Below are 23,109 nucleotides of genomic sequence, written 5' to 3' on the forward strand. Positions count from 1 at the left end.
TTATTGAATAAATAAAGATGTATTTTGTGGCTAAATCCACTGATAGTAATTATCACTTTTAGCTTAGGATGCTTTCAGTGATTTTGTTGTTCTTATAGGATTTATTATGATCAAAAAAAAGGCATTTAAATTTCTGCTTGAACCAAGTAAAAGTCAGATTTCTGACGTTTTGGTTTTTGCTGGTGCCTGCCGTTTTGTCTATAATAAAGGCCTTGCTCTCCTAAGCGAAAACTATAATAACGGCAAGCCGTTCCTGAACTATAATAAACTTGCACCTTTATTAGTCGAGTGGAAAAATGATAATAAGTTGGAGTGGCTTAAACTTTGTCCATCTCAATCCTTACAGCAATCATTACGTGATCTCGATAGGGCTTTTCAGAATTTCTTTTCAGGAAGATCACAGTATCCTCGATTCAAAAAGAAAGGCCGCAGTGATTCCTTTAGAGTCCCATGCCAAAGAGTTAGATTAGACCAAGAAAAAGGTTTGGTATCATTGCCTAAATTAGGATGGGTTAAGTACCGTAAAAGTCGTGCAATCACTGGAGATTTGAAAAATGTTACAGTGTCAAGAAAGTTTGATAAGTGGTACATAAGTTTTAATACTGAGGAGGTTGTTTCTAATCCGGTTCATTCATCAGTTGATAAGACAAGAATTTTACTCAATGATGGATATGTTACCCTGTGCACGGGGGGCGATCTTTCAGTCAAAAAATTTACTAGTCTAGTTGATGAAAAAAAAATAAAACGTCTTAATAAAGAGTTAAGTAGGAAAGTTAAAAACAGTAACAATTGGCTGAAAAATAAAAAGAAAATTGACAAAATAAGATTAAAGTCAGGTAGTTTCAGACTGGATGCTATACATAAGATAACTACGACAATATGCAAAAAACACGCAGTTGTGGAAGTGGTTAACGTAAAGAATTTTGTATCGGATAAAAATAACATTGCAACAAGTATGAGATACGAACTTGTTAGGCAATTATTGTATAAACAGGAATGGTTAGGTGGGAAAATAATTCATCTGGATGCTTAGTATTTATTAAATATCCTTTGAGAGATTTTTCACTCGTTTTTTAATATAAATCAAAGTGATTATTGGCGGCAGGGCATGTCGTTTCAGTTTGTGGAGGAAGGTTTTTTTAACTTCTGTTGAAGCAAAAATCTCGGATGTCATTGAGAATGTCAACGTCTGGTCCAATACTAATTGGTGATTTTTGTATATAATTCATAAAGTAAAAATTCGTCGGTTGTTGATGTAAGAGCAACCGACGAAGATTCTAAGGAATTTCAATCATCCTGTAAACCAGTCATCTGCGCTTTCCAACGCTTCTTGTGACACTTCCTGTACATATGTCTTATTCCCTTTTTTCTAAGCCACACAATGGACAAGCCATCATTGCTTGCCGTCTTGACGATCATCTCTATGTATTCATAATGCGTACTCAGGCGCTTTGTCAGCTCCTGAGTCAGCGCGTTAATGGAGTCTTTCGGCAAAGCCCTCGCTTTATTTTTGGCAATACAGATCTCGACACGCATGATAGTCACTGCCAATCACTGGTTAAATACACAGTCCCTAAAGCCCAGAACTAAAGACTGTCAAGTCAATTGGCGGATTATCAGTTCAGCTTTGAAAGTTTTTTGATGTTAAGAATGGTCTACAAGCCTTATGGTGTCTGCTCTCTGGTGAAATTAGTCGTGGGGCATGGGTGGGGCAAAAAATCCTTGTTAAGTTCGTTAAACTTCGCAAATCTCGCTTTGCATCGTTCTCGCTCAGCCCTTGTTTAATGCGCTCCTGGACGATTTTTATCGATTTTAAAAATTATGCGTTCATATTATAAAAATGTAGCTAAAAAGGGCGTTGTGCCTGAAAAGATGAACATTCTGCATAGCGCGTTTTACACAACAGGAATATATTGAATCGTTACTCGACAAACGATGCATAAGGTTTTCTATGACACAACAGCCACAAGCTAAATACCGCCACGACTATCGTGCGCCGGAATACCTGATAAGCGATATCGATCTGACTTTCGACCTGGATGCCACAAAAACCGTGGTGACGGCGGTAAGCCAGGTGACGCGCCAGAGCGCGACAGCCGTGCCGCTGCGTCTGGATGGTGAAGACCTGACGCTGGTTTCCCTGCATATTAACGATGAAGCCTGGTCAGACTATAAAGAAGAAGGCAACCAGCTGGTCATCGACAACCTGCCGGAACGCTTTACCCTGCGCATCGTGAATGAAATTAGCCCTGCCGCCAATACCGCGCTGGAAGGACTTTACCAGTCAGGCGTAGCCCTGTGTACCCAGTGTGAAGCCGAAGGTTTCCGCCACATTACCTGGTATCTGGATCGCCCGGACGTCCTGGCGCGCTTTACCACCAAAATTATTGCCGACAAAACGCTGTACCCGTACCTGCTTTCCAACGGCAACCGGATTGGTGAAGGGGAACTGGAGAATGGCCGTCACTGGGTACAGTGGCAGGATCCGTTCCCGAAACCCTGCTATCTGTTTGCGCTGGTGGCGGGAGATTTCGATGTCCTGCGCGACACCTTTAAAACGCGCTCTGGCCGTGAAGTCGCGCTGGAGCTGTTCGTGGACCGTGGCAACCTTGACCGCGCACCGTGGGCAATGACTTCCCTCATCAACTCCATGAAGTGGGATGAAACGCGCTTTGGCCTCGAATATGACCTCGACATCTATATGATCGTTGCGGTCGATTTCTTCAACATGGGCGCGATGGAGAATAAAGGTCTTAACATCTTTAACTCTAAATACGTGCTGGCGCGTACCGATACCGCCACGGATAAAGATTACCTCGATATCGAACGCGTTATCGGCCACGAATATTTCCATAACTGGACCGGGAACCGCGTCACCTGTCGCGACTGGTTCCAGCTGAGCCTGAAAGAGGGCTTAACCGTCTTCCGCGATCAGGAGTTCAGCTCCGATCTGGGATCGCGGGCGGTGAACCGCATCAACAACGTGCGCACCATGCGTGGTCTGCAATTTGCAGAAGATGCCAGCCCAATGGCGCACCCGATCCGCCCGGATAAAGTCATTGAGATGAATAACTTCTACACCCTGACGGTGTATGAAAAAGGCGCTGAAATTATCCGTATGATCCACACCCTGCTGGGTGAAGAGAATTTCCAGAAAGGGATGCAGCTTTACTTTGAGCGTCACGACGGCAGTGCGGCCACCTGCGACGATTTTGTTCAGGCGATGGAAGACGCCTCTAACGTCGATCTGTCTCATTTCCGCCGCTGGTACAGCCAGGCCGGTACGCCGATCGTGACGGTCAAAGACGACTACAACCCGGAAACCGAGCAGTACACGCTGACCATCAGCCAGCGCACGCCGCCAACGGCCGAGCAGGAAGAGAAACATCCGCTGCACATTCCGTTCAGCGTTGAGCTATACGACAACGAAGGCAACGTGATCCCGTTACAGAAGGGCGGCCACCCGGTGCATAACGTGCTGAACGTGACCCAGGCAGAGCAGACCTTTATCTTCGATAACGTCTATTTCCAGCCCGTTCCTGCCCTGCTGTGCGAATTCTCCGCGCCGGTGAAACTCGAATATAAGTGGAGCGATCAGCAGCTGACGTTCCTGATGCGTCACGCGCGCAACGATTTCTCGCGCTGGGATGCGGCACAAAGCCTGCTGGCGACCTACATCAAGCTGAACGTCAACCGTTACCAGCAGGGCCAGCCGCTGACGCTGCCGGTTCATGTGGCAGACGCGTTCCGTGCCATCCTGCTGGATGAGAACATTGACCCGGCGCTGGCGGCTGAAATTTTAACGCTGCCTTCTGCGACTGAAATCGCCGAGCTGTTTGACATCATCGACCCGATTGCCATCGTCGCCGTGCGTGAAGCGCTGACCCGCACGCTGGCGACCGAACTGGCAGATGAGTTCCTCGCCATTTACAACGCCAACAAGCTGGACGCGTATCGGGTGGAACATGCGGATATCGGTAAACGTTCCCTGCGCAATACCTGCCTGCGCTATCTGGCGTTTGGTGAGGCAGAGCTGGCGAACACGCTGGTCAGCAAGCAGTACCACGAAGCCGATAACATGACGGATGCCCTGGCCGCGCTGGCCGCAAGCGTTGCCGCCGAGCTACCGTGCCGCGATGCGCTGATGCAGGAGTACGACGACAAGTGGCATCAGGATGGTCTGGTGATGGACAAGTGGTTCATCCTTCAGGCCACCAGCCCGGCAGCCGATGTACTCAGCAAAGTACGCAGCCTGCTGAAGCACCGTTCGTTCACCATGAGCAACCCGAACCGCGTCCGCTCTCTGATTGGTGCCTTCGCCAGCAGCAACCCGGCCGCGTTCCATGCCGAAGACGGCAGCGGTTATCAGTTCATGGTTGAAATGCTGACCGAGCTGAACAGCCGTAACCCGCAGGTGGCGTCTCGTCTGATTGAGCCGCTGATCCGCCTGAAACGTTACGATGCGCAGCGTCAGGCGAAAATGCGCGCCGCGCTTGAGCAGCTGAAAGGGCTGGAAAATCTGTCTGGCGATCTGTACGAGAAGATTGCTAAGGCGCTGGCCTGATGTAAAAAAGCCCGGTGGCGCTACGCTTACCGGGCCTACGTGGGGTCGCGGGGCATCGGTTTTCTCCCTCTCCCTGTGGGAGAGGGCCGGGGTGAGGGCATCAGGCATTAGCCTTTATCCGCTGAATCTCCGCTTCCCCACGTTTCATCACCCGATCCAGTACTTCGGCTTCCAGCTCCGCCAGTCTGGCCGATCCCACGCGGCGAGGACGTGGAATATCTACCGTCAGATCCAGACCAATTTTGCCCTCTTCTATTAACAGCACCCTGTCTGCCATTGCCACGGCTTCACTGACATCATGCGTCACCAGCAGCACCGTAAAGCCGTGCGTCTGCCAGAGGGTTTCAATCAGATCCTGCATCTCGATCCGCGTCAGCGCATCAAGCGCGCCGAGCGGTTCATCAAGCAGCAACAGGCCGGGACGGTGAATCAGCGCGCGTGCCAGCGCTACGCGCTGCTTTTGTCCACCCGACAGGGCCGCAGGCCACTCTCCCGCGCGATTCTCCAGCCCTACCGCAGCGAGTGCCTGCCGGGCGTCCTCCCGCCAGCTGCCCTTCAGGCCCAGCCCGACGTTATCCATCACCGCTTTCCACGGCAGCAGACGCGCGTCCTGAAACATCATGCGCGTATCATCCTGAATCGTGGCCAGCGGCGTAGTGCCTGCCAGAATGTCACCGCTATTTGGCGCTTCCAGCCCGGCTAAAAGACGCAGCAGGGTACTCTTGCCGCCACCGCTGCGGCCGACAACGGCCACAAACTGTCCGGCAGGAATATGCAGATCCAGTGCATTCAGAATGGTGTTGTCGCCGTAGCGTTTGGTCACGCCGTTCAGCAGTAACGGTGTTCCCTGGTTCAGTCGTGCAGTATTCATGCTTTCGCCTCCTGAGCGGTGTAGGCCGGGTTCCAGCGCAGCCAGCTACGTTCCAGCCACTGGGCGCTGACGTCCGCAAGTTTGCCGAGCAGGGCATAAAGGATAATGGCAACCACCACCACGTCCGTTTGCAGGAACTCGCGGGCGTTCATCGCCAGATAACCAATGCCGGAGTTAGCCGAAATGGTTTCCGCCACGATCAGGGTTAGCCACATCAGGCCGAGCGCAAAACGCACCCCAACCATAATGGAGGGCAGGGCGCCCGGCAGGATCACATGGGTAAACAGGGCAAAACCTGACAGGCCATAGCTGCGGGCCATCTCCACCAGACCGCGATCGATATTACGGATCCCATGCCAGGTATTGATATAAATCGGGAATAACGTTCCCAGCGCCACGAGGAAAATTTTGGCGCTCTCATCAATGCCAAACCACAGGATAACCAGCGGAATAAGCGCCAGATGCGGCACGTTGCGCAGCATCTGAACGGAGGTATCCAGTAGCCGCTCACCCCAGCGTGACAGGCCGCTGATCAGCCCCAGCGTCAGGCCGATGCTTCCGCCAATCGAAAAGCCAATTACCGCGCGCCAGGAGCTGATGGCAAGATGTTGCCACAGCTCACCGCTGGCGCTTAGCGACCAGAACGCTTCCACAACGCCCTCCGGAGAGGGCAAAATGCGGCTCGACAGCCAGCCAGTTGAAGACGCCAGTTGCCAGACGAAGACAATGCCGACGGGCAGAAACCACGGCGCGGCGCGCAGCAGCCATTTTTGTGCGGTTGCAGACATGGTGGCTCCTTAGCTTTGCGCGACTTTTCTCGGGATAAACGCGTTCGCCACGGCTTCGCCCTGCAACTGAAGCTGACGTGGCTGCGGAATTTCCGGGATAGCGACATCCAGGTGCGGGAAAAGCAGTTCACCCACCTTGTACGCCTCCTCCAGATGTGGGTAGCCAGACAGGATAAAGCTGCCGATCCCCAGCGCCGCGTATTCATTAATGCGTGCCGCTACGGTTGGACCGTCGCCGACCAGTGCCGTGCCGGCGCCGCCGCGCACCAGACCTACCCCGGCCCACAGGTTCGGGCTGATCTCAAGATTTTCACGCTTGCCGTTGTGCAGGGAAGCCATCCGATGCTGGCCCACGGAGTCGGTTTTGGCAAACGCCGCCTGTGCTTTAGCGATAGTGTCGTCGTCCAGATGAGCGAGCAGACGGTCGGCGGCTTGCCAGGCCTCGTCGTTGGTTTCGCGGACGATCACGTGCAGGCGAATGCCGAAGCGTACCGTACGGCCATGTTCTGCGGCTTTAGCGCGTACCTGAGCAATTTTCTCTTTCACCAGCTCCGGTGGCTCGCCCCAGGTCAGATAGAGATCGACCTGCTCAGCCGCCAGCTCCTGCGCCACGTCCGACGATCCGCCGAAATAGAGAGGAGGGCGCGGCTGCTGTACCGGCGGGAAGTAGAGCTGCGCATTGCGAACGTGGATATGTTTCCCTTCGAAGGTGACGGTTTCCCCTTCCAGCAGACGTCGCCAGACGCGGGTGAACTCTGCGGAGGCTTCATAGCGCTCGGTATGATCGAGAAAGACGCCATCGCCCGCCAGCTCCTGCGGATCGCTGCCCGTCACCAGGTTGAACAGCGCACGGCCGTTGGAAAGCCTGTCCAGCGTTGCCGCCTGACGCGCCGCGACGGTTGGCGACACCACGCTCGGGCGCAAGGCTACCAGGAATTTCAGGCGCTGGGTGACGGGGATCATTGACGCGGCAACCAGCCACGCATCCTCACACGAGCGGCCCGTCGGGATCAGTACCCCGGTAAAACCGATGCGGTCTGCCGCCTGGGCGATCTGCTGTAGATAGCCGTGATCGACCGGGCGGGCGCCTTCTTCTGTGCCAAGATAGTGTCCATCACCGTGGGTGGGTAAAAACCAGAAAAGATTCAGACTCATGATTTTTTTCCTTCAATGCCAGCGGGTTGCCAGATGCGTTCGCGAATATTCACCTGCTTTGGAACCAGGCGGTTTTGATAAAAGAGGTCTGCCGTTTGCTGCTGGAGAGCGGCAACGTGGGCGTCAACCGGTGCTATGGTGGTGGGAGGACGGTGGTCAAGATAGGTGGCGATCACCGGTTCAGGCAGGCCCATGGTTTTTGCCAGCAGCGTGATGCTCTGCTGACGCTGGCTTTGGGTCAGCGCATCGGCCTGAGAGAAGGTATCCAGCACCTGCTGAATAAATGCGCCATTTTTCTCAGCGTAAGGACGTGCCGCCAGGTAGAACGAACCGGTCTGCTTCAGGGTGGTGCCGTCTTTCAGCACCCGCACACCGCCCTGCAACAGTGCGGCGGAGTAGTACGGATCCCAGATAGCCCAGGCATCAACATTTTTTTGCTGAAACGCCGCGCGCGCATCGGCAGGCGTCAGGTAAACGGGCTGGATATCGGTGAATTTAAGGCCGGCCTCCTGCAACGCGCGCAGCAGCAGGTTGTGCGAGCTTGAACCTTTCTGGAAAGCAACCTTATGGCCTTTGAGGTCGGCGACGCTTTTGATCTCGCTGTTTTCCGGCACCAAAATAACCTCTGCCTTCGGCTTGGCGGGCTCAACGCCAACGTAAACCAGATCCGCCCCGGCAGCCTGCGCAAAGATCGGCGGGATATCGCCGGTGCTGCCTAAATCAATACTCCCGACGTTCAGCGCCTCCAGCATCTGTGGTCCGGCAGGGAACTCGACCCATGAGAATTTGGTCTCCGGGAAACGCTTCTCAAGCAACGCATGGCTTTTCGCCAACACCATGCTGACGCTGCCTTTCTGATAACCGATACGCAGGCTCTCCGGCGCTTTCTCCGCCGCCTGAGCCAGCGACGCCACTGCCAGCAGACCTGCCAGCCCGATACGGGTAACTGTTTTAAACATGCGCCACTCCTTGTGATTGATGAAATGCTGCCGCGTGGCGATCCCGACGGTTCAGGGCGTGCCAGAAGGTTTCGAGCGCACTGTCGAGGCGGGTTTGCAGATTCGGCGTGAAATGGGGTTTATGCTGGTAGTCGATTACCTGTGAGTCGTCAGCGAAGACGCCATGCAGGATCTCCTGCGCTTTCAGCGCGTTCAGAACCGGCTTGAGGGCATAATCCACCGCCAGTAAATGAGCTACCGTACCGCCTGTGGCCAGCGGCAGGACGACCTTACCGTCCAGCGCGCGTTCGGGCAGCAGATCGAGCAGCGTTTTCAGTGCGCCGGAAAAAGAGGCTTTATAAATCGGTGTCGCGACGACCAGCCCGTCAGCACTCTTAAGTTGTTCGATCAGGGTTTTCAGCGCCGGGCTGTCGAAACGGGCGTAGAGCAGATCTTCAGGCGCGAAATTGTGCAAATTCCAGTGACACACTTCGACATCCAGAGCATTAAGCTTTTCGCGAGCGTATTCCAGCAGTGCGCTGGAGCGAGAGGGGAAGCGGGGGCTTCCGGCCAGGGTAATGACGCGCATGGTTGCTCCTTATAACTAATTGTTTGCTTTTATCTAACATTCATAACAATTTTCAGGAGTGTGACATTGCGTGGTTATTCCACTAAATGATTTATCCTCAGGATGAATGCAGAAAAATGCATAAGAAGCGAACCGATAAGTAAACGATTGCGTTTTACGTGGCTTTTTTTGCCACAGGTCAATTCCCTTTCCGGGCGGAATCGCACATAATCCCCTCCCGGTTTGCACACCGGGAATCCAGGAGAGTTCATGTACTACCCCTTCGTTCGTAAAGCCCTTTTCCAGCTCGATCCTGAGCGCGCTCATGAATTTACATTTCAGCAGTTACGCCGTATTACAGGAACGCCTCTGGCCGCGCTGGTGCGTCAAAACGTGCCGGAAAAACCAGTTCAGTGCATGGGCCTGACTTTCAAAAATCCACTGGGCCTGGCGGCCGGTCTGGACAAAAATGGCGAATGCATTGATGCACTCGGTGCGATGGGCTTTGGCTCGATCGAAATCGGGACGGTGACGCCGCGTCCGCAGCCGGGAAATGACAAGCCACGTCTGTTTCGCCTGGTTGAAGCCGAGGGGCTGATCAACCGCATGGGCTTTAATAACCTTGGCGTCGATCATCTGGTTGAGAACGTTAAGAAAGCCCATTTTGATGGCGTGCTGGGTATTAATATTGGCAAAAATAAAGACACGCCGGTCGAGCAGGGTAAAGATGACTATCTGATTTGTATGGAAAAAGTCTATGCCTATGCCGGTTATATTGCGGTGAATATATCTTCGCCTAACACCCCAGGGCTGCGTTCATTACAATATGGCGAAGCGCTCGACGATCTTCTTAGCGCCATTAAAAATAAACAAACGGCGCTACAGGCGATCCACCATAAATATGTTCCGGTCGCGGTTAAGATCGCCCCGGATCTTTCGGCAGAAGAATTGATCCAGGTTGCCGACAGTTTAGTTCGCCATAATATTGATGGTGTGATTGCAACCAATACAACACTCGATCGCTCTCTCGTTCAGGGAATGAAAAACTGTGACGAAGCGGGTGGATTAAGTGGCCGTCCGGTACAATTAAAAAGCACCGAAATTATTCGCGCACTCTCCGCAGAATTAAAAGGTCAGCTGCCGATTATTGGCGTGGGTGGCATTGACTCTGTCATCGCTGCACGTGAGAAGATGGCGGCAGGTGCATCGCTGGTGCAAATTTATTCCGGCTTTATTTTTAAAGGGCCGCCGCTGATTAAAGAAATCGTCACGCATATCTAATCTTTTCTCTTAATCAGACAACCAGGGCTTTATTTCCAGCCCTGGTTGTTTTATATTCCGTCATTGTTGCTTATTTAAACATTATAGTCTTTTATTACTAGTGTTATAAGCGAAGCGGCAAACAGGACATTTTTAGTACAGGACGTTTAGGGGACGGGAGAGAAACATGCGAATTAAACCTGACGATAACTGGCGCTGGTATTTTTGTGACGAGCATGACCGTATGATGCTCGACTTAGCCAATGGCATGTTGTTTCGCTCTCGTTTTGCGCGCCGAATGTTAACGCCAGACGCGTTTGCTCCCTCAGGCTTTTGCGTTGACGACGCTGCACTCTATTTCTCTTTTGAAGAAAAATGCCGCGAGTTCGATCTCTCCAAAGAACAGCGCGCTGAACTGGTACTAAATGCGCTGGTGGCGATCCGTTTCCTGAAACCGCAAATGCCGAAAAGCTGGCATTTTCTCGCCCACGGCATGTGCTGGACCCCGGCTATCGGCGATGCGGCGAGCGTCAATCTGAGCGATACCGAAGAAGAGGTGAATTTGCTGGTGGTTGAACCCGGTGAAAACGCTGCGCTCTGTTTGCTGGCCCAACCCGGCGTGACCATTGCCGGGCGAGTTATGCAGTTAGGTGATGCCATCAAAGTGATGAATGACAGGCTGAAGCCACAGCTGCGCGTTGATTCCTTCAGCCTTGAACAGGCAGTTTAAGCTTCCAGCTGTACGGATGTTTTCGGGACACAGCTACAGCACAGGATCGTGCCGTCACTGCCAATCGCAGATTTCTTCAGGGCACTTACTTCACCATCGACCAGTTTAATGCGACAGCATCCGCAAATCCCCGCGCGACAGGAATACGGTACGCGGATACCTGCCTGCTCCAGCTGTTCCAGTAGCACCTGCTGATTGTTACCACGGATAACTTTGCCTTCCCAGTGAATATCCACCGCGGAAGCGACGTTGGTGACAACGTCAACCATCTCTTCTTCCTGACCTGCGCCGTACACCCTGGCAGGCCCGCGGGTGAGAATTTCGACCTCGTCGCCCACGCGGATCACGCCGCTGGAGCGGGGGATCAGGTTCTGGCCGAAGTCGACATCGCCGTTATCCTGCGCGGTACGAAATGACTGCAAGGTTTTCAGCGGTTCGCCGGAAGGGTGTTTCTGACCTTTCTCCGGGCTGACGGTGGTAAAAATACAGCGGCTGCACGGCTTCACGACATCAAAAATAACGCTGCCGATGCGGATCACTTTCCAGGTATCTTCATCCCAGGCATTCGCTCCGGTCACCACCAGATTCGGGCGAAATTGCTCCATCTGCACGCTGGCTTTGCAACGGTTTTGTAAATCACGCAGCGAGGCCTCGCTGGTCAGAAGGAAGGGAAAACCATCCGCGAAGGAGAGAGGAACCGCATCGTGGCGCTTCACGCGACGGGTCAGCGCAGGCCCAACCCAGCGCAGCTGAACGTCACGGGAGAAAAAGCCGCTCAGCCACTGGTTAATGTTATCCGGCGCGATACGCGCGGTAAAATGATTGCCCCACACTTCCGTTGGCGCATCAAGCGGCGCAAAATCAGCAAAGCGGATCACGACGCTTGAACCGTCCGGCGCAGTCAAATGCAGCCCGTCATGAAGCGGGGAAGGGGTAAAGCGAACCATCTGCGGGAACTGACGTGCGGTGATAAACGTACCGTCAGGCTCGGTGACCATAAAAATACGATCGAAGGCGAATCCGCTCATATCGGCCAGCGCGTGAGAGACGCCGATGCCGCGCATGGATTTCACCGGATGAATAAAAAGCCTGGATAACGTCGCCACTGCACACTCCCGCTAAAGAAAATAAGCCTTCAACTTTATGACATACACGCCATATTAGCTATAATGCGCGACAATTTTCTATGAGTAAAAGTGACGATATGAATTCTCTGTTTGCCAGTACGGCCCGTGGGCTGGAAGAGCTGTTAAAAACTGAACTGGAAGCCCTGGGCGCGAAAGAGTGCCGGGTGGTTCAGGGTGGTGTCCATTTTGAGGGCGACACGCGGCTTATTTACCAGAGCCTGATGTGGAGCCGTCTGGCGTCGCGCATCATGCTGCCGATGAAAGAGTGCAAGGTCTACAGCGATCTTGATCTCTACACCGGCGTACAGATGATCGACTGGACAGAGATCTTCACCCCGGACGCTACCTTTGCGGTGCATTTCAACGGCGTCAACGATGAGATCCGCAACAGCCAGTATGGTGCCCTGCGCGTTAAGGATGCCATTGTGGACTGCTTCACGCGTCGCAATAAAGAACGTCCGAACGTTGACCGTGACAACCCGGATCTGCGTATCAACGTCTGGCTGAACGGCGATACGGCCAGTATTTCCCTGGATCTGAGTGGCGCAGGCCTGCATCTGCGCGGCTATCGCGATCGCACCGGAATGGCGCCGATCAAAGAAACGCTGGCTGCCGCTATCGTGATGCGCTCCGGATGGCAGCCAGGTACGCCGCTGCTCGATCCGATGTGCGGTTCCGGTACGCTGCTGATTGAAGCCGCGATGCTGGCCACCGACCGTGCGCCAGGGCTGCACCGCGGCCACTGGGGCTTCAAAGGCTGGGCGCAGCACGATGAAGCCATCTGGAAAGAGGTCAAAGACGATGCGCAGACCCGCGCCCGTAAAGGGCTGGCGGAGTACACCTCTCACTTTTACGGTTCGGACAGCGATGCACGGGTGATTGAACGCGCGCGCAGCAACGCCCGTCGTGCCGGTATCGGCGAGCTGGTGACCTTCGAGGTGAAGGACGTGGCGAACCTGACCAATCCGCTGCCAAAAGGCCCGTACGGTACGGTGATCAGCAACCCGCCGTATGGTGAGCGTCTGGACAGCGAGCCGGCGCTGATTGCACTGCACAGCCTGCTGGGCCGCAACATGAAAGCGCATTTCGGCGGCTGGAACCTCTCCCTGTTTAGCGCCTCGCCGGAGCTGCTGAGCTGCCTGCAATTGCGTGCCGATCGCCAGTTCAAAGCGAAAAACGGCCCGCTGGACTGCGTGCAGAAAAACTACCATCTGGCAGAGGTAGCGGCGGATAGCAAACCGTCAGGCGTGGCGGAAGATTACGCCAACCGCCTGCGCAAAAACCTGAAGAAATTTGAGAAGTGGGCGAAGCAAGAAGGCATCGAATGTTATCGCCTGTACGACGCTGACCTGCCCGAGTACAACGTGGCGGTTGACCGCTATGCGGACTGGGTGGTGGTTCAGGAATACGCCCCGCCGAAAACTATCGATGCGCAAAAAGCGCGTCAGCGTATGCTGGATGTGATTGCGGCCACCATCGCCGTACTCGGCATTTCGCCAAACAAGCTGGTGCTGAAAACCCGTGAGCGTCAGAAAGGTAAAAATCAGTATCAGAAGATGGGCGAGAAAGGCGACTTTCTCGAAGTGGGCGAATATAACGCGCGCCTGTGGGTTAACCTGACCGACTACCTTGATACCGGCCTGTTCCTCGATCACCGTATCGCCCGCCGCATGCTGGGCCAGATGAGCAAGGGGAAAGACTTCCTGAACCTTTTCTCCTATACCGGCAGCGCCAGCGTTCATGCGGGGCTTGGCGGCGCGCGTAGCACCACCACGGTAGATATGTCCCGGACTTATCTGGAGTGGGCAGAGCGCAACCTGCGTCTTAACGGCTTAACCGGCCGTCAGCATCGCCTGTTACAGGCCGACGTGCTGGGCTGGCTGCGCGATACCGACGAGCAGTTTGACCTGATCTTTATCGATCCGCCGACCTTCTCTAACTCCAAGCGTATGGAGGATAGCTTTGATGTTCAACGCGATCACCTGCGCCTGATGACCGACCTGAAGCGTCTGCTGCGTAAAGGCGGCACCATTATGTTCTCGAATAACAAGCGCGGATTCCGCATGGATCACGACGGCCTGGCCGAACTGGGACTGAAAGCACAAGAAATCAGCCAAAAAACGCTGTCTCAGGACTTTGCCCGTAACCGTCAAATCCACAACTGCTGGCTGATCTCCGCGGTCTGAAAGGAAAAATAAATGTCTTTAATTAGTATGCACGGCGCGTGGCTCTCTTTCAGCGACTCACCGCTTCTCGATAATGCAGAGCTGCATATCGAAGATAACGAGCGCGTCTGTCTGGTGGGCCGTAACGGCGCAGGTAAATCGACGCTGATGAAAATCCTCAACCGTGAGCAGGGGCTGGATGACGGCCGTATTGTTTACGAGCAGGATCTGATCGTCTCTCGTCTGCAACAGGATCCGCCGCGTAACGTCACCGGCAGCGTGTACGATTTTGTGGCCGAAGGGATTTCAGAGCAGGCGGAATACCTCAAGCGTTACCACGAGATTTCGCATCTGGTGATGACGGACCCGAGCGACAAGAATCTCAACGAGCTGGCAAAAGTGCAGGAGATGCTCGATCACCACGGTCTGTGGCAGCTGGAAAACCGCATTAACGAAGTGCTGGCCCAGCTTGGCCTGGAAGCGGATATGGAGCTGTCGGCGCTCTCCGGCGGCTGGCTGCGTAAAGCGGCGCTGGGTCGTGCCCTGGTGAGCGGGCCTAAGGTGCTGCTGCTGGACGAACCGACGAACCACCTGGATATCGAAGCGATTGACTGGCTGGAAGGGTTCCTGAAAACCTTTAACGGTACCATTATCTTCATCTCCCACGACCGTTCGTTCATCCGCAACATGGCCACGCGCATTGTCGATCTCGATCGCGGCAAGCTGGTGACCTATCCGGGCGATTACGATACCTATCTGCTGGAGAAAGAAGAAAACCTGCGCGTGGAAGAGCTGCAAAACGCCGAGTTCGACCGCAAGCTGGCCCAGGAAGAGGTATGGATCCGTCAGGGCATTAAAGCGCGTCGTACCCGTAACGAAGGCCGCGTTCGCGCCCTGAAGGCGATGCGCCGCGAACGTAGCGAACGCCGCGAAGTCATGGGTAGCGCCAAAATGCAGGTGGAAGAGGCGTCCCGCTCGGGCAAGATTGTCTTCGAAATGGAGAACGTGAATTATTCGGTTGACGGCAAAGTGCTGGTGAACGGTTTCTCCGCTCAGGTTCAGCGCGGCGACAAAATTGCGCTGATCGGCCCGAACGGGTGCGGTAAAACCACACTGCTGAAACTGATGCTCGGTCAGCTTCAGGCCGACAGCGGTCGTATCCACTGCGGTACCAAACTGGAAGTGGCGTACTTCGACCAGCACCGCGCCGAGCTGGATCCAGACCGTACGGTGATGGATAACCTCGCCGAGGGTAAACAGGAGGTCATGGTTAATGGCAAGCCGCGTCACGTGCTGGGCTACCTTCAGGACTTCCTGTTCCACCCGAAACGCGCTATGACGCCGGTGCGCGCGCTGTCCGGGGGAGAGCGTAACCGTCTTTTGCTGGCGCGTCTGTTCCTGAAACCCAGTAACTTATTGATTCTCGATGAACCGACTAACGATCTGGATGTCGAAACGCTGGAACTGCTGGAAGAGTTGATTGATGGTTATCAGGGAACCGTAATGCTGGTCAGCCACGATCGTCAGTTTGTCGATAACACCGTGACCGAGTGCTGGATCTTCGAAGGCAAAGGGCGCATCGGGCAATATGTGGGCGGCTATCATGACGCGCGTGGACAGCAATCGCAGTCGCTGGCGCAAAAACAGGCGAAGACCAAAAATGTCGCTGAACCTGTTGTTGCAAAGGCAGAAACTGTCAAAAAGTCTCCTGCTAAAATGAGTTATAACTTGCAGCGCGAGCTGGAAGGGCTGCCGCAGCGTCTGGAAGAGCTGGAAGCTGCACTGGAAGCACTGCAAATCCAGGTCGCTGATGCGTCATTCTTTACGCAGCCTCACGACTATACTCAGAAAGTATTGGCTGAACTCTCCCAGGCTGAACAGGCGCTGGAAGAGGCATTTGAGCGCTGGGAGTACCTTGAGTCTCTGAAAAACGGCGCATAAACAGGGATAATCTATGTGTGACCAGCACCATGCCGATCGGCATATATTATGCTCGCAATGCGATATGCTCGTGGCGTTGCCAGAGCTTGGTCACGGACATAAGGCTGCCTGCCCGCGCTGCGGCGCTGCGCTGACGACCGAGTGGGACGCGCCAAGGCAGCGTCCTACGGCTTATGCGCTGGCAGCCTTATTCATGTTACTGCTCTCCAATCTCTTCCCTTTCATCTATATGAAAGTGGGCGGGATGACCAGCCAGGTGGATTTACTGGAAATACCAGGCGTGATGTTCTCGGAAGATTACGCCAGCCTTGGCACCTTCTTTCTTCTTTTCGTGCAGATCGTCCCGGCTTTTTGCCTGGTCGTCATTCTGCTGCTGGTCAACCGCGTCAGGATGCCCACTGTCCTTAAAATCAAACTCGCGCGGATCCTGTTCCAGTTGAAAAGCTGGGGGATGGCGGAAATTTTTCTCGCGGGTATCCTGGTCAGTTTCGTGAAGCTGATGGCCTACGGCGATGTGGGGATTGGCAGCAGCTTTATTCCGTGGTGTCTGTACTGCGTGCTACAACTGCGCGCGTTCCAGTGCGTGGACCGACGCTGGGCCTGGGACGATATTGCCCCGGCGCCTACGCTCTCGCAGACGGTAAAGGTGGGCGTACCGGGTATCCGTCAGGGGCTTCGCTCCTGCTCGTGCTGCACCGCCGTGCTGCCCGCGGATGTCGAGGTGTGCCCGCGCTGTGAAACAAAAGGTCACGTCCGGCGTAAAAATAGCCTGCAATGGACCATGGCGCTGCTGGTGACCTCTGTCATGCTCTATCTGCCCGCCAATATCTTGCCGATCATGATCACCGATCTGCTCGGCGACAGAATGCCCTCGACCATACTGGCCGGGGTGATTTTGCTGTGGAGCGAGGGGTCTTACCCTGTAGCAGGCGTCATATTCCTCGCCAGTATTATGGTTCCGACCTTAAAGATGATTGCCATTGCCTGGCTTTGCTGGGATGCAAAAGGGCACGGTAAGCGAGACAGCGAGCGTATGCATCTGATTTATGAGGTCGTGGAATTTGTTGGCCGCTGGTCGATGATTGACGTGTTCGTGATTGCGGTTCTCTCAGCGCTGGTGCGTATGGGGGGGCTGATGAGTATTTATCCCGCTATGGGGGCGCTGATGTTTGCGTTGGTCGTCATTATGACCATGTTTGCGGCCATGACCTTCGACCCTCGTTTATCGTGGGATCGTGAGCCCGATTCAAGCCATGAGGAAGAGTAAGAGCATGGAAAATAAGAGTGGAGAGGCTAAAGTGCAGAAGGTCAGAAACTGGTCGCCGGTGTGGATTTTCCCCATCGTGACCGCGCTGATCGGTGCATGGATCCTGTTTTATCATTACAGCCATCAGGGACCGGAAGTCACGCTAATTACCACCAATGCAGAGGGGATTGAGGGCGGAAAAACCACCATCAAGAGCCGCAGCGTGGATGTGGGTGTCGTGGAAAGCGCGACCCTGACGGATGATTTAACCCATGTTGAAATCAAGGCCCGCCTGAATGCCGGCATGGAAAAACTGCTCCATGAAGATTCTGTTTTTTGGGTAGTGAAACCGCAGGTCGGAAGAGAAGGGATCAGCGGCTTAGGGACGCTATTGTCAGGGGCCTACATCGAACTCCAGCCCGGCAACAAAGGCGCCCAGCCAGCAAACTATCAGCTGCTGGATTCACCGCCGCTTGCGCCACCGGATGCAAAAGGGATCCGCGTTATTCTGGACAGCAAAAAAGCGGGCCAGCTCTCGCCGGGCGATCCGGTGCTGTTCCGTGGGTATCGCGTCGGTTCGGTTGAAACAAGCACCTTCGATCCGCAAAAACGGACCATCAGCTATCAGCTTTTTATCAATGCGCCTAATGACCGCCTGGTGACCAGCAACGTTCGCTTCTGGAAAGACAGCGGGATCGCGGTGGATCTGACCTCTGCGGGGATGCGCGTTGAGATGGGTTCACTCACCACGCTGTTTGGTGGGGGCGTCAGTTTTGATGTGCCGGAAGGTATAGATCTGGGACAACCGGTGGCGGAGAAAACCGCCTTCAGGCTGTTTGACGATCAAAAAAGCATTCAGGATGCGCTCTATACCGATCACATCGACTACCTGATGTTCTTTAAGGACTCTGTACGCGGCTTGCAGCCTGGGGCGCCAGTTGAGTTCCGCGGTATCCGTCTGGGGACCGTGGGACAAGTGCCTTACTTTGTTCCGGGACTCAAGCAGATGCTTGATGATGATTATCGTATTCCGGTGCTGATCCGCATTGAGCCTGAGCGTTTGATTAACCAGATAGGCGAGGACCAGGATATTGGGGAGCATATCAGCGATCTGATGAATCGCGGTCTGCGTGGCTCGCTGAAAACTGGCAACCTGGTCACAGGGGCGTTATATGTCGATATGGACTTCTATCCAAAAGCGCCACCAATGACGGGGATCCGTGAATTTGGCGGCTACAAAATCATTCCTACGGTCAGCAGTGGCCTGGCGCAGATCCAACAGCGCCTGATGGAAACACTGGATAAGATCAACAATCTGCCGCTGAATCCAATGCTTGAGGCCGCGACGGGATCACTGCATCAGAGCCAGGCGACGATGCAACGTCTGCAAACCACGCTGGATAATATCAACAAGATCACCGCCAACCAGTCCATGCAGCAGCTGCCGCAGGATATGCAGAAAACGTTGCGCGAACTGAATCGCAGTATGCAGGGCTTCCAGCCGGGCTCAGCGGCTTACAACAAGATGGTGGCGGATATGCAACGTCTTGATCAGGTTTTACGCGAGCTACAGCCCGTTCTGAAAACGCTCAATGAAAAGAGCAACGCGCTGGTGTTTGAAGCGAAAGACAAAAAGGATCCTGAGCCTAAGAGGGCGAAACAATGAAAAAATGGCTAATCATCGCAGGCGCACTGGTATTAACGGCCTGTAGCTCTGGAAGCGATAACAAAAGCTACTACCAGTTGCCGTTAAGCGCGCAATCCGGTGCGCAGAGTAGCAGCTCGCAGGGCAGCCGTCTGCTGTGGGTTGAACAGGTTGCCGTGCCAGATTATCTGGCGGGCAACGGGGTGGTCTACCAGACCAGCGATGTGCAGTACGTTATCGCCAACAATAACCTGTGGGCCAGCCCGCTGGATCAGCAGCTACGCAATACGCTGGTGGCGAATCTGAGCAGCCAGCTCCCTGGTTGGGTAGTCGCCTCGCAGCCTCTGGGAAGCGATCAGGATACCCTGAATGTTAACGTGACGGGATTCCATGGCCGCTATGATGGTGCGGTTGTTATCAGCGGGGAGTGGCTCTTGAATCATCAGGGCCAGCTGATTAAGCGTCCTTTCCATCTGGAACTGAAGCAGCAGAAAGATGGCTATGACGAAATGGTGAAAGTGCTTGCGCAGGGGTGGGCACAGGAGTCGGCTGCTATCGCAAGAGAGATTTCCCGGCTGCCATAAGTAAAATTCATCGACGAAAGCCGCACTCAGCTTCTTGCTGATTGCGGCTTTTTTTTCGTTTTATGTTCAGTTTGTTACTTGTCCCGCGTCACATTTTTTGTACAAACGATCTTCCATGTAGCTCACAAATATGACACCCGTATGAATTTTGAACGTTGACGCTGACGCCGATTCGGGGTATTCGTTAACTGTGCTTGCACATATTGCAATCACTGTTTTCTTTCCACCAGACAAAAGAATGAGGGAAACGAGGCATGAAGAGACAGAAACGAGATCGCCTGGAAAGGGCTCATCAACGTGGTTATCAGGCTGGCATCGCCGGACGTTCAAAAGAAATGTGTCCCTATCAGGCCCTGAATCAAAGGTCCCAATGGCTAGGGGGCTGGCGAGAAGCCATCGGAGACAGGGCAGTACTTGCTTGATACCGTCTCTTTAAAAAGAAACCTCCGCAATGCGGAGGTTTCGCCTTTCTGGAAGGGGCTAAATGCCGTTATCAGAAAGCGGAGGTATCCTGGAACAGACCCACTTTCAGGTCGTTCGCAGTATAGATAAGACGACCATCTACCAGCACTTCACCGTCCGCCAGGCCCATAATCAGGCGGCGGTTAACGATGCGTTTGAAATGGATACGGTAGGTGACTTTCTTCGCGGTAGGCAGAACCTGACCGGTGAATTTCACTTCGCCTACGCCCAGCGCACGGCCTTTACCTTCACCGCCAAGCCAGCCCAGATAGAAGCCAACCAGCTGCCACATGGCATCGAGGCCCAGGCAGCCAGGCATTACCGGATCGCCAATAAAGTGGCAACCGAAGAACCACAGGTCCGGGTTGATATCGAGTTCTGCTTCTACGTAACCCTTATCAAAGTTGCCGCCGGTTTCGGTCATTTTCACGACACGGTCCATCATCAGCATATTTGGGGCCGGTAACTGCGGGCCTTTCGCACCAAACAGTTCACCGCGACCAGAGGCAAGAAGGTCTTCTTTAGTATAGGATTCGCGTTTATCTACCATGTTCTCAGTAAGCCTTATTTTAGTGAAGGACGCAGGATAGCTAACACGTGTACGCTGAACAAGTCCGATCAGTTAGCACTAAACCAACTTAACCAGCGTAACGGCCACGGATAACGATGACGAGCATCCTGCTGTGTCGCCTGAGCTATACGTTCCTGAATTGTCTGCATCAGGGTTGTCTGGCCTTCGCCGTCCCAGGCCAGGTTTGTCAGTAAGGGTAGAGCATCCTCAACCCCTTCGATGGCCCAGACGGCGAATTGTTCCTGCTCTACCGCATCCAGAATCGCCTGGCTCAGGCTCAAATGGCGAGCGTTAGGCGCCGGAATAATCACGCCCTGTTTGCCGTTTAAACCGCGCTGCTGGCAGATAGCAAAGAAGCCTTCGATTTTCTCATTCAGTCCACCCACCGGTTGAGCACGACCAAACTGATCTACGGAACCGGTAATCGCAATATTCTGATTAATCGGTACGTCTGCAAGCGCGCTGATCACGGCGCACAGCTCTGCCATCGAGGCGCTGTCGCCGTCGACTTCACTGTAGGACTGCTCAAAGGTCAACGAGGCAGAGAAGGGGATCTGCTGCTCCAGCTGAAGTTCAGACATCAGGAATGCCTGCATGATCATCATGCCTTTGGCATGAATGTTTCCGCCCAGTTCGGCCTTGCGTTCGATATCGGTAAATTCGCCGTCACCAATGTGCACGACACAGCTGATACGGGAAGGCTCGCCAAAGGCGCGCGGGTGTCCGGGGAACTCGATGACGGACAAGGCGTTGATTTGCCCGATACGTTCGCCTTCGGTCTCCACCAGAATCTGTTCCAGCAGAATTTCATCCTGCATACGGTCAGCAAGATAACCTTCACGCCATTCACGCTGGGCCAGCATCTGGCTAAGCTGCTCACCAGTAAACGGACCGTTGCCGCTGATAACGCCCACTTCACGCAGCTGTTTACCGATCCAGAGCGGGCAGAGCGGCAGGGTTTCCTGATCGCCAGTGTAGCGTACGGCCTCGCGGATTAAGCCCGGCCACGCATCCTCGGCAGGCGAGGGCAGCGCGAAACGTTCCGCCACGGCCATAACCCACTGACACCACTGCGCCATGTCATCGGCATCGGCGATCTGAATATTGTCTTCAAATTCACTGTAAACCGCCTGCTCCGCGAGTTCTGGCTCCATTTCCTGGAAATCAGCCAGAGATTCACGGTCACCCGTCAGCACGACGGTCAGCGACAGCGGCATAGACGGAATGGAAACAGGCAGCGGACGTGAATCGTCGTAGCCTATCCAGTCAAAACGTTGCTGCATCACCACCGTTTTCAGGCGCATCCACAGCAGAGGCTGTGCGAGCAGGGTGCGAAGGGAGATGAGCAACACACCACCGTTCGCGCGGTGTACCAGACCGGGTTGCAGTGACACATCGCCATTGAACTGACGAAGGCAGCCGAACAGCTGTTCTGCTTCCACCCAGTTGGCGGTGATCACTTCGCCTTTTGCAGCGAATTGTCCGTCTGCCTGCGTGGCAGGTTCGAAGGTCACGTCACGTCCGGCAATATGGTACTGACCACCAAAAACGGCATTCGTTTTTGGATGCAACTGGCGCATGGCATCACCGAGAAGCGTCAGATACTCGGCTTCTTCCGGGGCTTTGAGCAGCATAAAAGGAGATGTAGCCCATGGGGATGACATCTGCTCCAGCGCGTAATGCAAACGCGGTTGTGTATCGCTAAGTATGAATTCGTGTTCTTTTGTGAGGTCTGGCTGTGCAAACAGCTCCTGATAGCTCTCGGTATCCGGAACCAGGTCACGCCATGCAAGTTTCGTAATGGTCAAAGTTGATGTTTTTTAGTCAGAAGTAAAACCGTGGAGTATACCGTAAGCGGCGCACTCTGCCCAATCAGGATTCGGGTTTTCGTCATGCGGATCGCCTGCGGCGTTTCACAGGATATGATTTCTTTTCAGCAGATTGCCAAAAAACTGATATTCTGAACAGAGTTACACGGTAACACTGAGATCGCAATGAAATATCAACAACTGGAAAACCTCGAAAGCGGCTGGAAATGGAAGTACCTGGTCAAAAAGCACCGTGAAGGGGAGCTGATCACCTGCTACATCGAAGCCAGCGCGGCACAAGAAGCTGTGGATATGTTGCTGACCCTCGAAAACGAACCGGTACAGGTCAACGGCTGGATTGAGAAACACATTAATCCGGCCTTGTTAAACCGGATGAAGCAAACTATCCGTGCTCGTCGTAAACGGCATTTCAATGCCGAGCATCAGCACACCCGTAAGAAATCGATCGACCTGGAGTTCATGGTCTGGCAGCGTCTGGCCGGGCTTGCGCAGCGGCGCGGAAAAACCCTGTCGGAAACGGTGGTGCAGCTGATTGAAGATGCCGAGCACAAAGAGAAGTATGCCAGCCAGATGTCGACGCTGAAGAACGATCTACAGGCACTGTTAGGTAAAAAATAAGCTTTTTACTTTTCTTCAGATAATAAAAAACCCCGCATCGCGGGGTT

General features: G+C 53.9%; 19 protein-coding genes and 1 pseudogene. 11 read left to right on the forward strand and 9 right to left on the reverse strand.

Annotated elements, in window-relative coordinates; translation table 11 throughout:
• Nucleotides 1-106 precede the first annotated feature (106 nt).
• Complete coding sequence (locus tag SK50_RS10325; protein WP_048229388.1) at nucleotides 107-1,033, forward strand: RNA-guided endonuclease InsQ/TnpB family protein; 927 nt, start codon at nucleotides 107-109, stop codon at nucleotides 1,031-1,033.
• Between the two features lie 258 nt (nucleotides 1,034-1,291).
• On the opposite strand, the pseudogene SK50_RS10330 reads toward SK50_RS10325, so the two are convergent.
• Nucleotides 1,292-1,536: pseudogene (locus tag SK50_RS10330) on the reverse strand (DinI-like family protein).
• A gap of 415 nt (nucleotides 1,537-1,951) precedes the next feature.
• Between SK50_RS10330 and pepN the strand changes: the two are divergent.
• Complete coding sequence (gene pepN / locus SK50_RS10335) at nucleotides 1,952-4,564, forward strand: aminopeptidase N (protein ID WP_015570910.1); 2,613 nt, start codon at nucleotides 1,952-1,954, stop codon at nucleotides 4,562-4,564.
• Nucleotides 4,565-4,664: 100 nt separating this feature from the next.
• Here pepN and ssuB read toward each other — a convergent pair whose 3' ends face one another.
• Genes ssuB through ssuE form a run of 5 tightly spaced genes read right to left on the reverse strand, consistent with a single transcriptional unit; the run spans nucleotide 4,665 to nucleotide 8,905 of the window.
• On the reverse strand, nucleotides 4,665-5,435 hold the full coding sequence (gene ssuB / locus SK50_RS10340; protein WP_045344711.1) for an aliphatic sulfonates ABC transporter ATP-binding protein: 771 nt from the start codon (nucleotides 5,433-5,435) through the stop codon (nucleotides 4,665-4,667).
• On the reverse strand, nucleotides 5,432-6,223 hold the full coding sequence (gene ssuC, locus SK50_RS10345) for an aliphatic sulfonate ABC transporter permease SsuC (RefSeq protein ID WP_045333940.1): 792 nt from the start codon (nucleotides 6,221-6,223) through the stop codon (nucleotides 5,432-5,434). Before ssuC ends, ssuB begins: the two co-directional genes overlap by 4 nt.
• A gap of 9 nt (nucleotides 6,224-6,232) precedes the next feature.
• Nucleotides 6,233-7,378, reverse strand: coding sequence for an FMNH2-dependent alkanesulfonate monooxygenase (gene ssuD / locus SK50_RS10350; RefSeq protein WP_045344710.1), 1,146 nt, complete (start codon nucleotides 7,376-7,378; stop codon nucleotides 6,233-6,235).
• Nucleotides 7,375-8,337, reverse strand: coding sequence for a sulfonate ABC transporter substrate-binding protein (locus tag SK50_RS10355; protein ID WP_023303399.1), 963 nt, complete (start codon nucleotides 8,335-8,337; stop codon nucleotides 7,375-7,377). The genes ssuD and SK50_RS10355 overlap by 4 nt, the downstream gene beginning before the upstream one ends.
• Nucleotides 8,330-8,905 carry an NADPH-dependent FMN reductase gene (gene ssuE, locus SK50_RS10360; RefSeq protein WP_003858180.1) on the reverse strand — a complete coding sequence of 192 codons (576 nt, stop codon included), beginning with the start codon at nucleotides 8,903-8,905 and terminating at the stop codon, nucleotides 8,330-8,332. Before ssuE ends, SK50_RS10355 begins: the two co-directional genes overlap by 8 nt.
• A gap of 249 nt (nucleotides 8,906-9,154) precedes the next feature.
• Here ssuE and pyrD point away from each other — a divergent pair, with 249 nt between their 5' ends.
• Both pyrD and zapC read left to right on the forward strand, forming a co-directional pair.
• Entirely contained in the window at nucleotides 9,155-10,165 is a 1,011-nt protein-coding gene (gene pyrD / locus SK50_RS10365) for a quinone-dependent dihydroorotate dehydrogenase (RefSeq protein WP_015570907.1), read from the forward strand.
• Nucleotides 10,166-10,331: 166 nt separating this feature from the next.
• The gene (gene zapC, locus SK50_RS10370; RefSeq protein ID WP_015570906.1) at nucleotides 10,332-10,874 is read left to right on the forward strand and encodes a cell division protein ZapC; all 543 of its coding nucleotides are present in this window, start codon (nucleotides 10,332-10,334) and stop codon (nucleotides 10,872-10,874) included.
• Here the strand turns inward: zapC and SK50_RS10375 are convergent.
• Nucleotides 10,871-11,980, reverse strand: a complete 1,110-nt coding sequence (locus SK50_RS10375; protein ID WP_017384813.1) for a YcbX family protein — start codon at nucleotides 11,978-11,980, stop codon at nucleotides 10,871-10,873. The two genes, zapC and SK50_RS10375, sit on opposite strands and share 4 nt — an antisense overlap.
• A gap of 98 nt (nucleotides 11,981-12,078) precedes the next feature.
• Between SK50_RS10375 and rlmKL the strand changes: the two genes are divergently transcribed.
• From rlmKL to rmf, 6 genes are all read left to right on the forward strand, one after another.
• Nucleotides 12,079-14,187, forward strand: a complete 2,109-nt coding sequence (gene rlmKL / locus SK50_RS10380; protein ID WP_040118285.1) for a bifunctional 23S rRNA (guanine(2069)-N(7))-methyltransferase RlmK/23S rRNA (guanine(2445)-N(2))-methyltransferase RlmL — start codon at nucleotides 12,079-12,081, stop codon at nucleotides 14,185-14,187.
• A 12-nt stretch (nucleotides 14,188-14,199) separates the two neighbouring features.
• The gene (locus SK50_RS10385) at nucleotides 14,200-16,107 is read left to right on the forward strand and encodes an ABC transporter ATP-binding protein (protein ID WP_045344709.1); all 1,908 of its coding nucleotides are present in this window, start codon (nucleotides 14,200-14,202) and stop codon (nucleotides 16,105-16,107) included.
• Between the two features lie 13 nt (nucleotides 16,108-16,120).
• A complete protein-coding gene (gene pqiA, locus SK50_RS10390) occupies nucleotides 16,121-17,374 on the forward strand; it encodes a membrane integrity-associated transporter subunit PqiA (RefSeq protein ID WP_023303400.1) in 1,254 nt (417 codons plus the stop codon).
• A gap of 4 nt (nucleotides 17,375-17,378) precedes the next feature.
• Entirely contained in the window at nucleotides 17,379-19,019 is a 1,641-nt protein-coding gene (gene pqiB / locus SK50_RS10395) for an intermembrane transport protein PqiB (protein ID WP_015570901.1), read from the forward strand.
• Complete coding sequence (pqiC, locus tag SK50_RS10400) at nucleotides 19,016-19,582, forward strand: membrane integrity-associated transporter subunit PqiC (RefSeq protein WP_015570900.1); 567 nt, start codon at nucleotides 19,016-19,018, stop codon at nucleotides 19,580-19,582. Before pqiB ends, pqiC begins: the two co-directional genes overlap by 4 nt.
• 254 nt (nucleotides 19,583-19,836) lie before the next feature.
• Nucleotides 19,837-20,004 carry a ribosome modulation factor gene (rmf, locus tag SK50_RS10405; protein WP_003858162.1) on the forward strand — a complete coding sequence of 56 codons (168 nt, stop codon included), beginning with the start codon at nucleotides 19,837-19,839 and terminating at the stop codon, nucleotides 20,002-20,004.
• 71 nt (nucleotides 20,005-20,075) lie between these two features.
• Here rmf and fabA read toward each other — a convergent pair whose 3' ends face one another.
• Nucleotides 20,076-20,594 (reverse strand): bifunctional 3-hydroxydecanoyl-ACP dehydratase/trans-2-decenoyl-ACP isomerase, encoded by a 519-nt coding sequence (gene fabA / locus SK50_RS10410; RefSeq protein ID WP_000227926.1) that lies wholly within the window; start codon nucleotides 20,592-20,594, stop codon nucleotides 20,076-20,078.
• A gap of 68 nt (nucleotides 20,595-20,662) precedes the next feature.
• Entirely contained in the window at nucleotides 20,663-22,423 is a 1,761-nt protein-coding gene (locus SK50_RS10415) for an AAA family ATPase (RefSeq protein ID WP_048229389.1), read from the reverse strand.
• Between the two features lie 186 nt (nucleotides 22,424-22,609).
• Here SK50_RS10415 and matP point away from each other — a divergent pair, with 186 nt between their 5' ends.
• On the forward strand, nucleotides 22,610-23,062 hold the full coding sequence (gene matP / locus SK50_RS10420) for a macrodomain Ter protein MatP (protein ID WP_006809347.1): 453 nt from the start codon (nucleotides 22,610-22,612) through the stop codon (nucleotides 23,060-23,062).
• Nucleotides 23,063-23,109: the final 47 nt, after the last annotated feature.

The sequence above is a fragment of the Enterobacter sp. BWH64 genome (assembly GCF_001037645.1).
Lineage (GTDB): Bacteria > Pseudomonadota > Gammaproteobacteria > Enterobacterales > Enterobacteriaceae > Enterobacter > Enterobacter hormaechei_C.

Excerpts from the sequence above, each read along its gene's own strand:
- ssuB (WP_045344711.1), bottom strand. The coding sequence starts at position 5,435 with ATGAATACTGCACGACTGAACCAGGGAACACCGTTACTGCTGAACGGC.
- matP (WP_006809347.1), top strand. The coding sequence starts at position 22,610 with ATGAAATATCAACAACTGGAAAACCTCGAAAGCGGCTGGAAATGGAAG.
- pepN (WP_015570910.1), top strand. The coding sequence starts at position 1,952 with ATGACACAACAGCCACAAGCTAAATACCGCCACGACTATCGTGCGCCG.
- SK50_RS10385 (WP_045344709.1), top strand. The coding sequence starts at position 14,200 with ATGTCTTTAATTAGTATGCACGGCGCGTGGCTCTCTTTCAGCGACTCA.
- fabA (WP_000227926.1), bottom strand. The coding sequence starts at position 20,594 with ATGGTAGATAAACGCGAATCCTATACTAAAGAAGACCTTCTTGCCTCT.
- pqiC (WP_015570900.1), top strand. The coding sequence starts at position 19,016 with ATGAAAAAATGGCTAATCATCGCAGGCGCACTGGTATTAACGGCCTGT.
- SK50_RS10325 (WP_048229388.1), top strand. The coding sequence starts at position 107 with ATGATCAAAAAAAAGGCATTTAAATTTCTGCTTGAACCAAGTAAAAGT.
- pqiA (WP_023303400.1), top strand. The coding sequence starts at position 16,121 with ATGTGTGACCAGCACCATGCCGATCGGCATATATTATGCTCGCAATGC.
- ssuD (WP_045344710.1), bottom strand. The coding sequence starts at position 7,378 with ATGAGTCTGAATCTTTTCTGGTTTTTACCCACCCACGGTGATGGACAC.
- ssuC (WP_045333940.1), bottom strand. The coding sequence starts at position 6,223 with ATGTCTGCAACCGCACAAAAATGGCTGCTGCGCGCCGCGCCGTGGTTT.
- SK50_RS10355 (WP_023303399.1), bottom strand. The coding sequence starts at position 8,337 with ATGTTTAAAACAGTTACCCGTATCGGGCTGGCAGGTCTGCTGGCAGTG.
- rmf (WP_003858162.1), top strand. The coding sequence starts at position 19,837 with ATGAAGAGACAGAAACGAGATCGCCTGGAAAGGGCTCATCAACGTGGT.
- ssuE (WP_003858180.1), bottom strand. The coding sequence starts at position 8,905 with ATGCGCGTCATTACCCTGGCCGGAAGCCCCCGCTTCCCCTCTCGCTCC.
- zapC (WP_015570906.1), top strand. The coding sequence starts at position 10,332 with ATGCGAATTAAACCTGACGATAACTGGCGCTGGTATTTTTGTGACGAG.
- pyrD (WP_015570907.1), top strand. The coding sequence starts at position 9,155 with ATGTACTACCCCTTCGTTCGTAAAGCCCTTTTCCAGCTCGATCCTGAG.
- rlmKL (WP_040118285.1), top strand. The coding sequence starts at position 12,079 with ATGAATTCTCTGTTTGCCAGTACGGCCCGTGGGCTGGAAGAGCTGTTA.
- pqiB (WP_015570901.1), top strand. The coding sequence starts at position 17,379 with ATGGAAAATAAGAGTGGAGAGGCTAAAGTGCAGAAGGTCAGAAACTGG.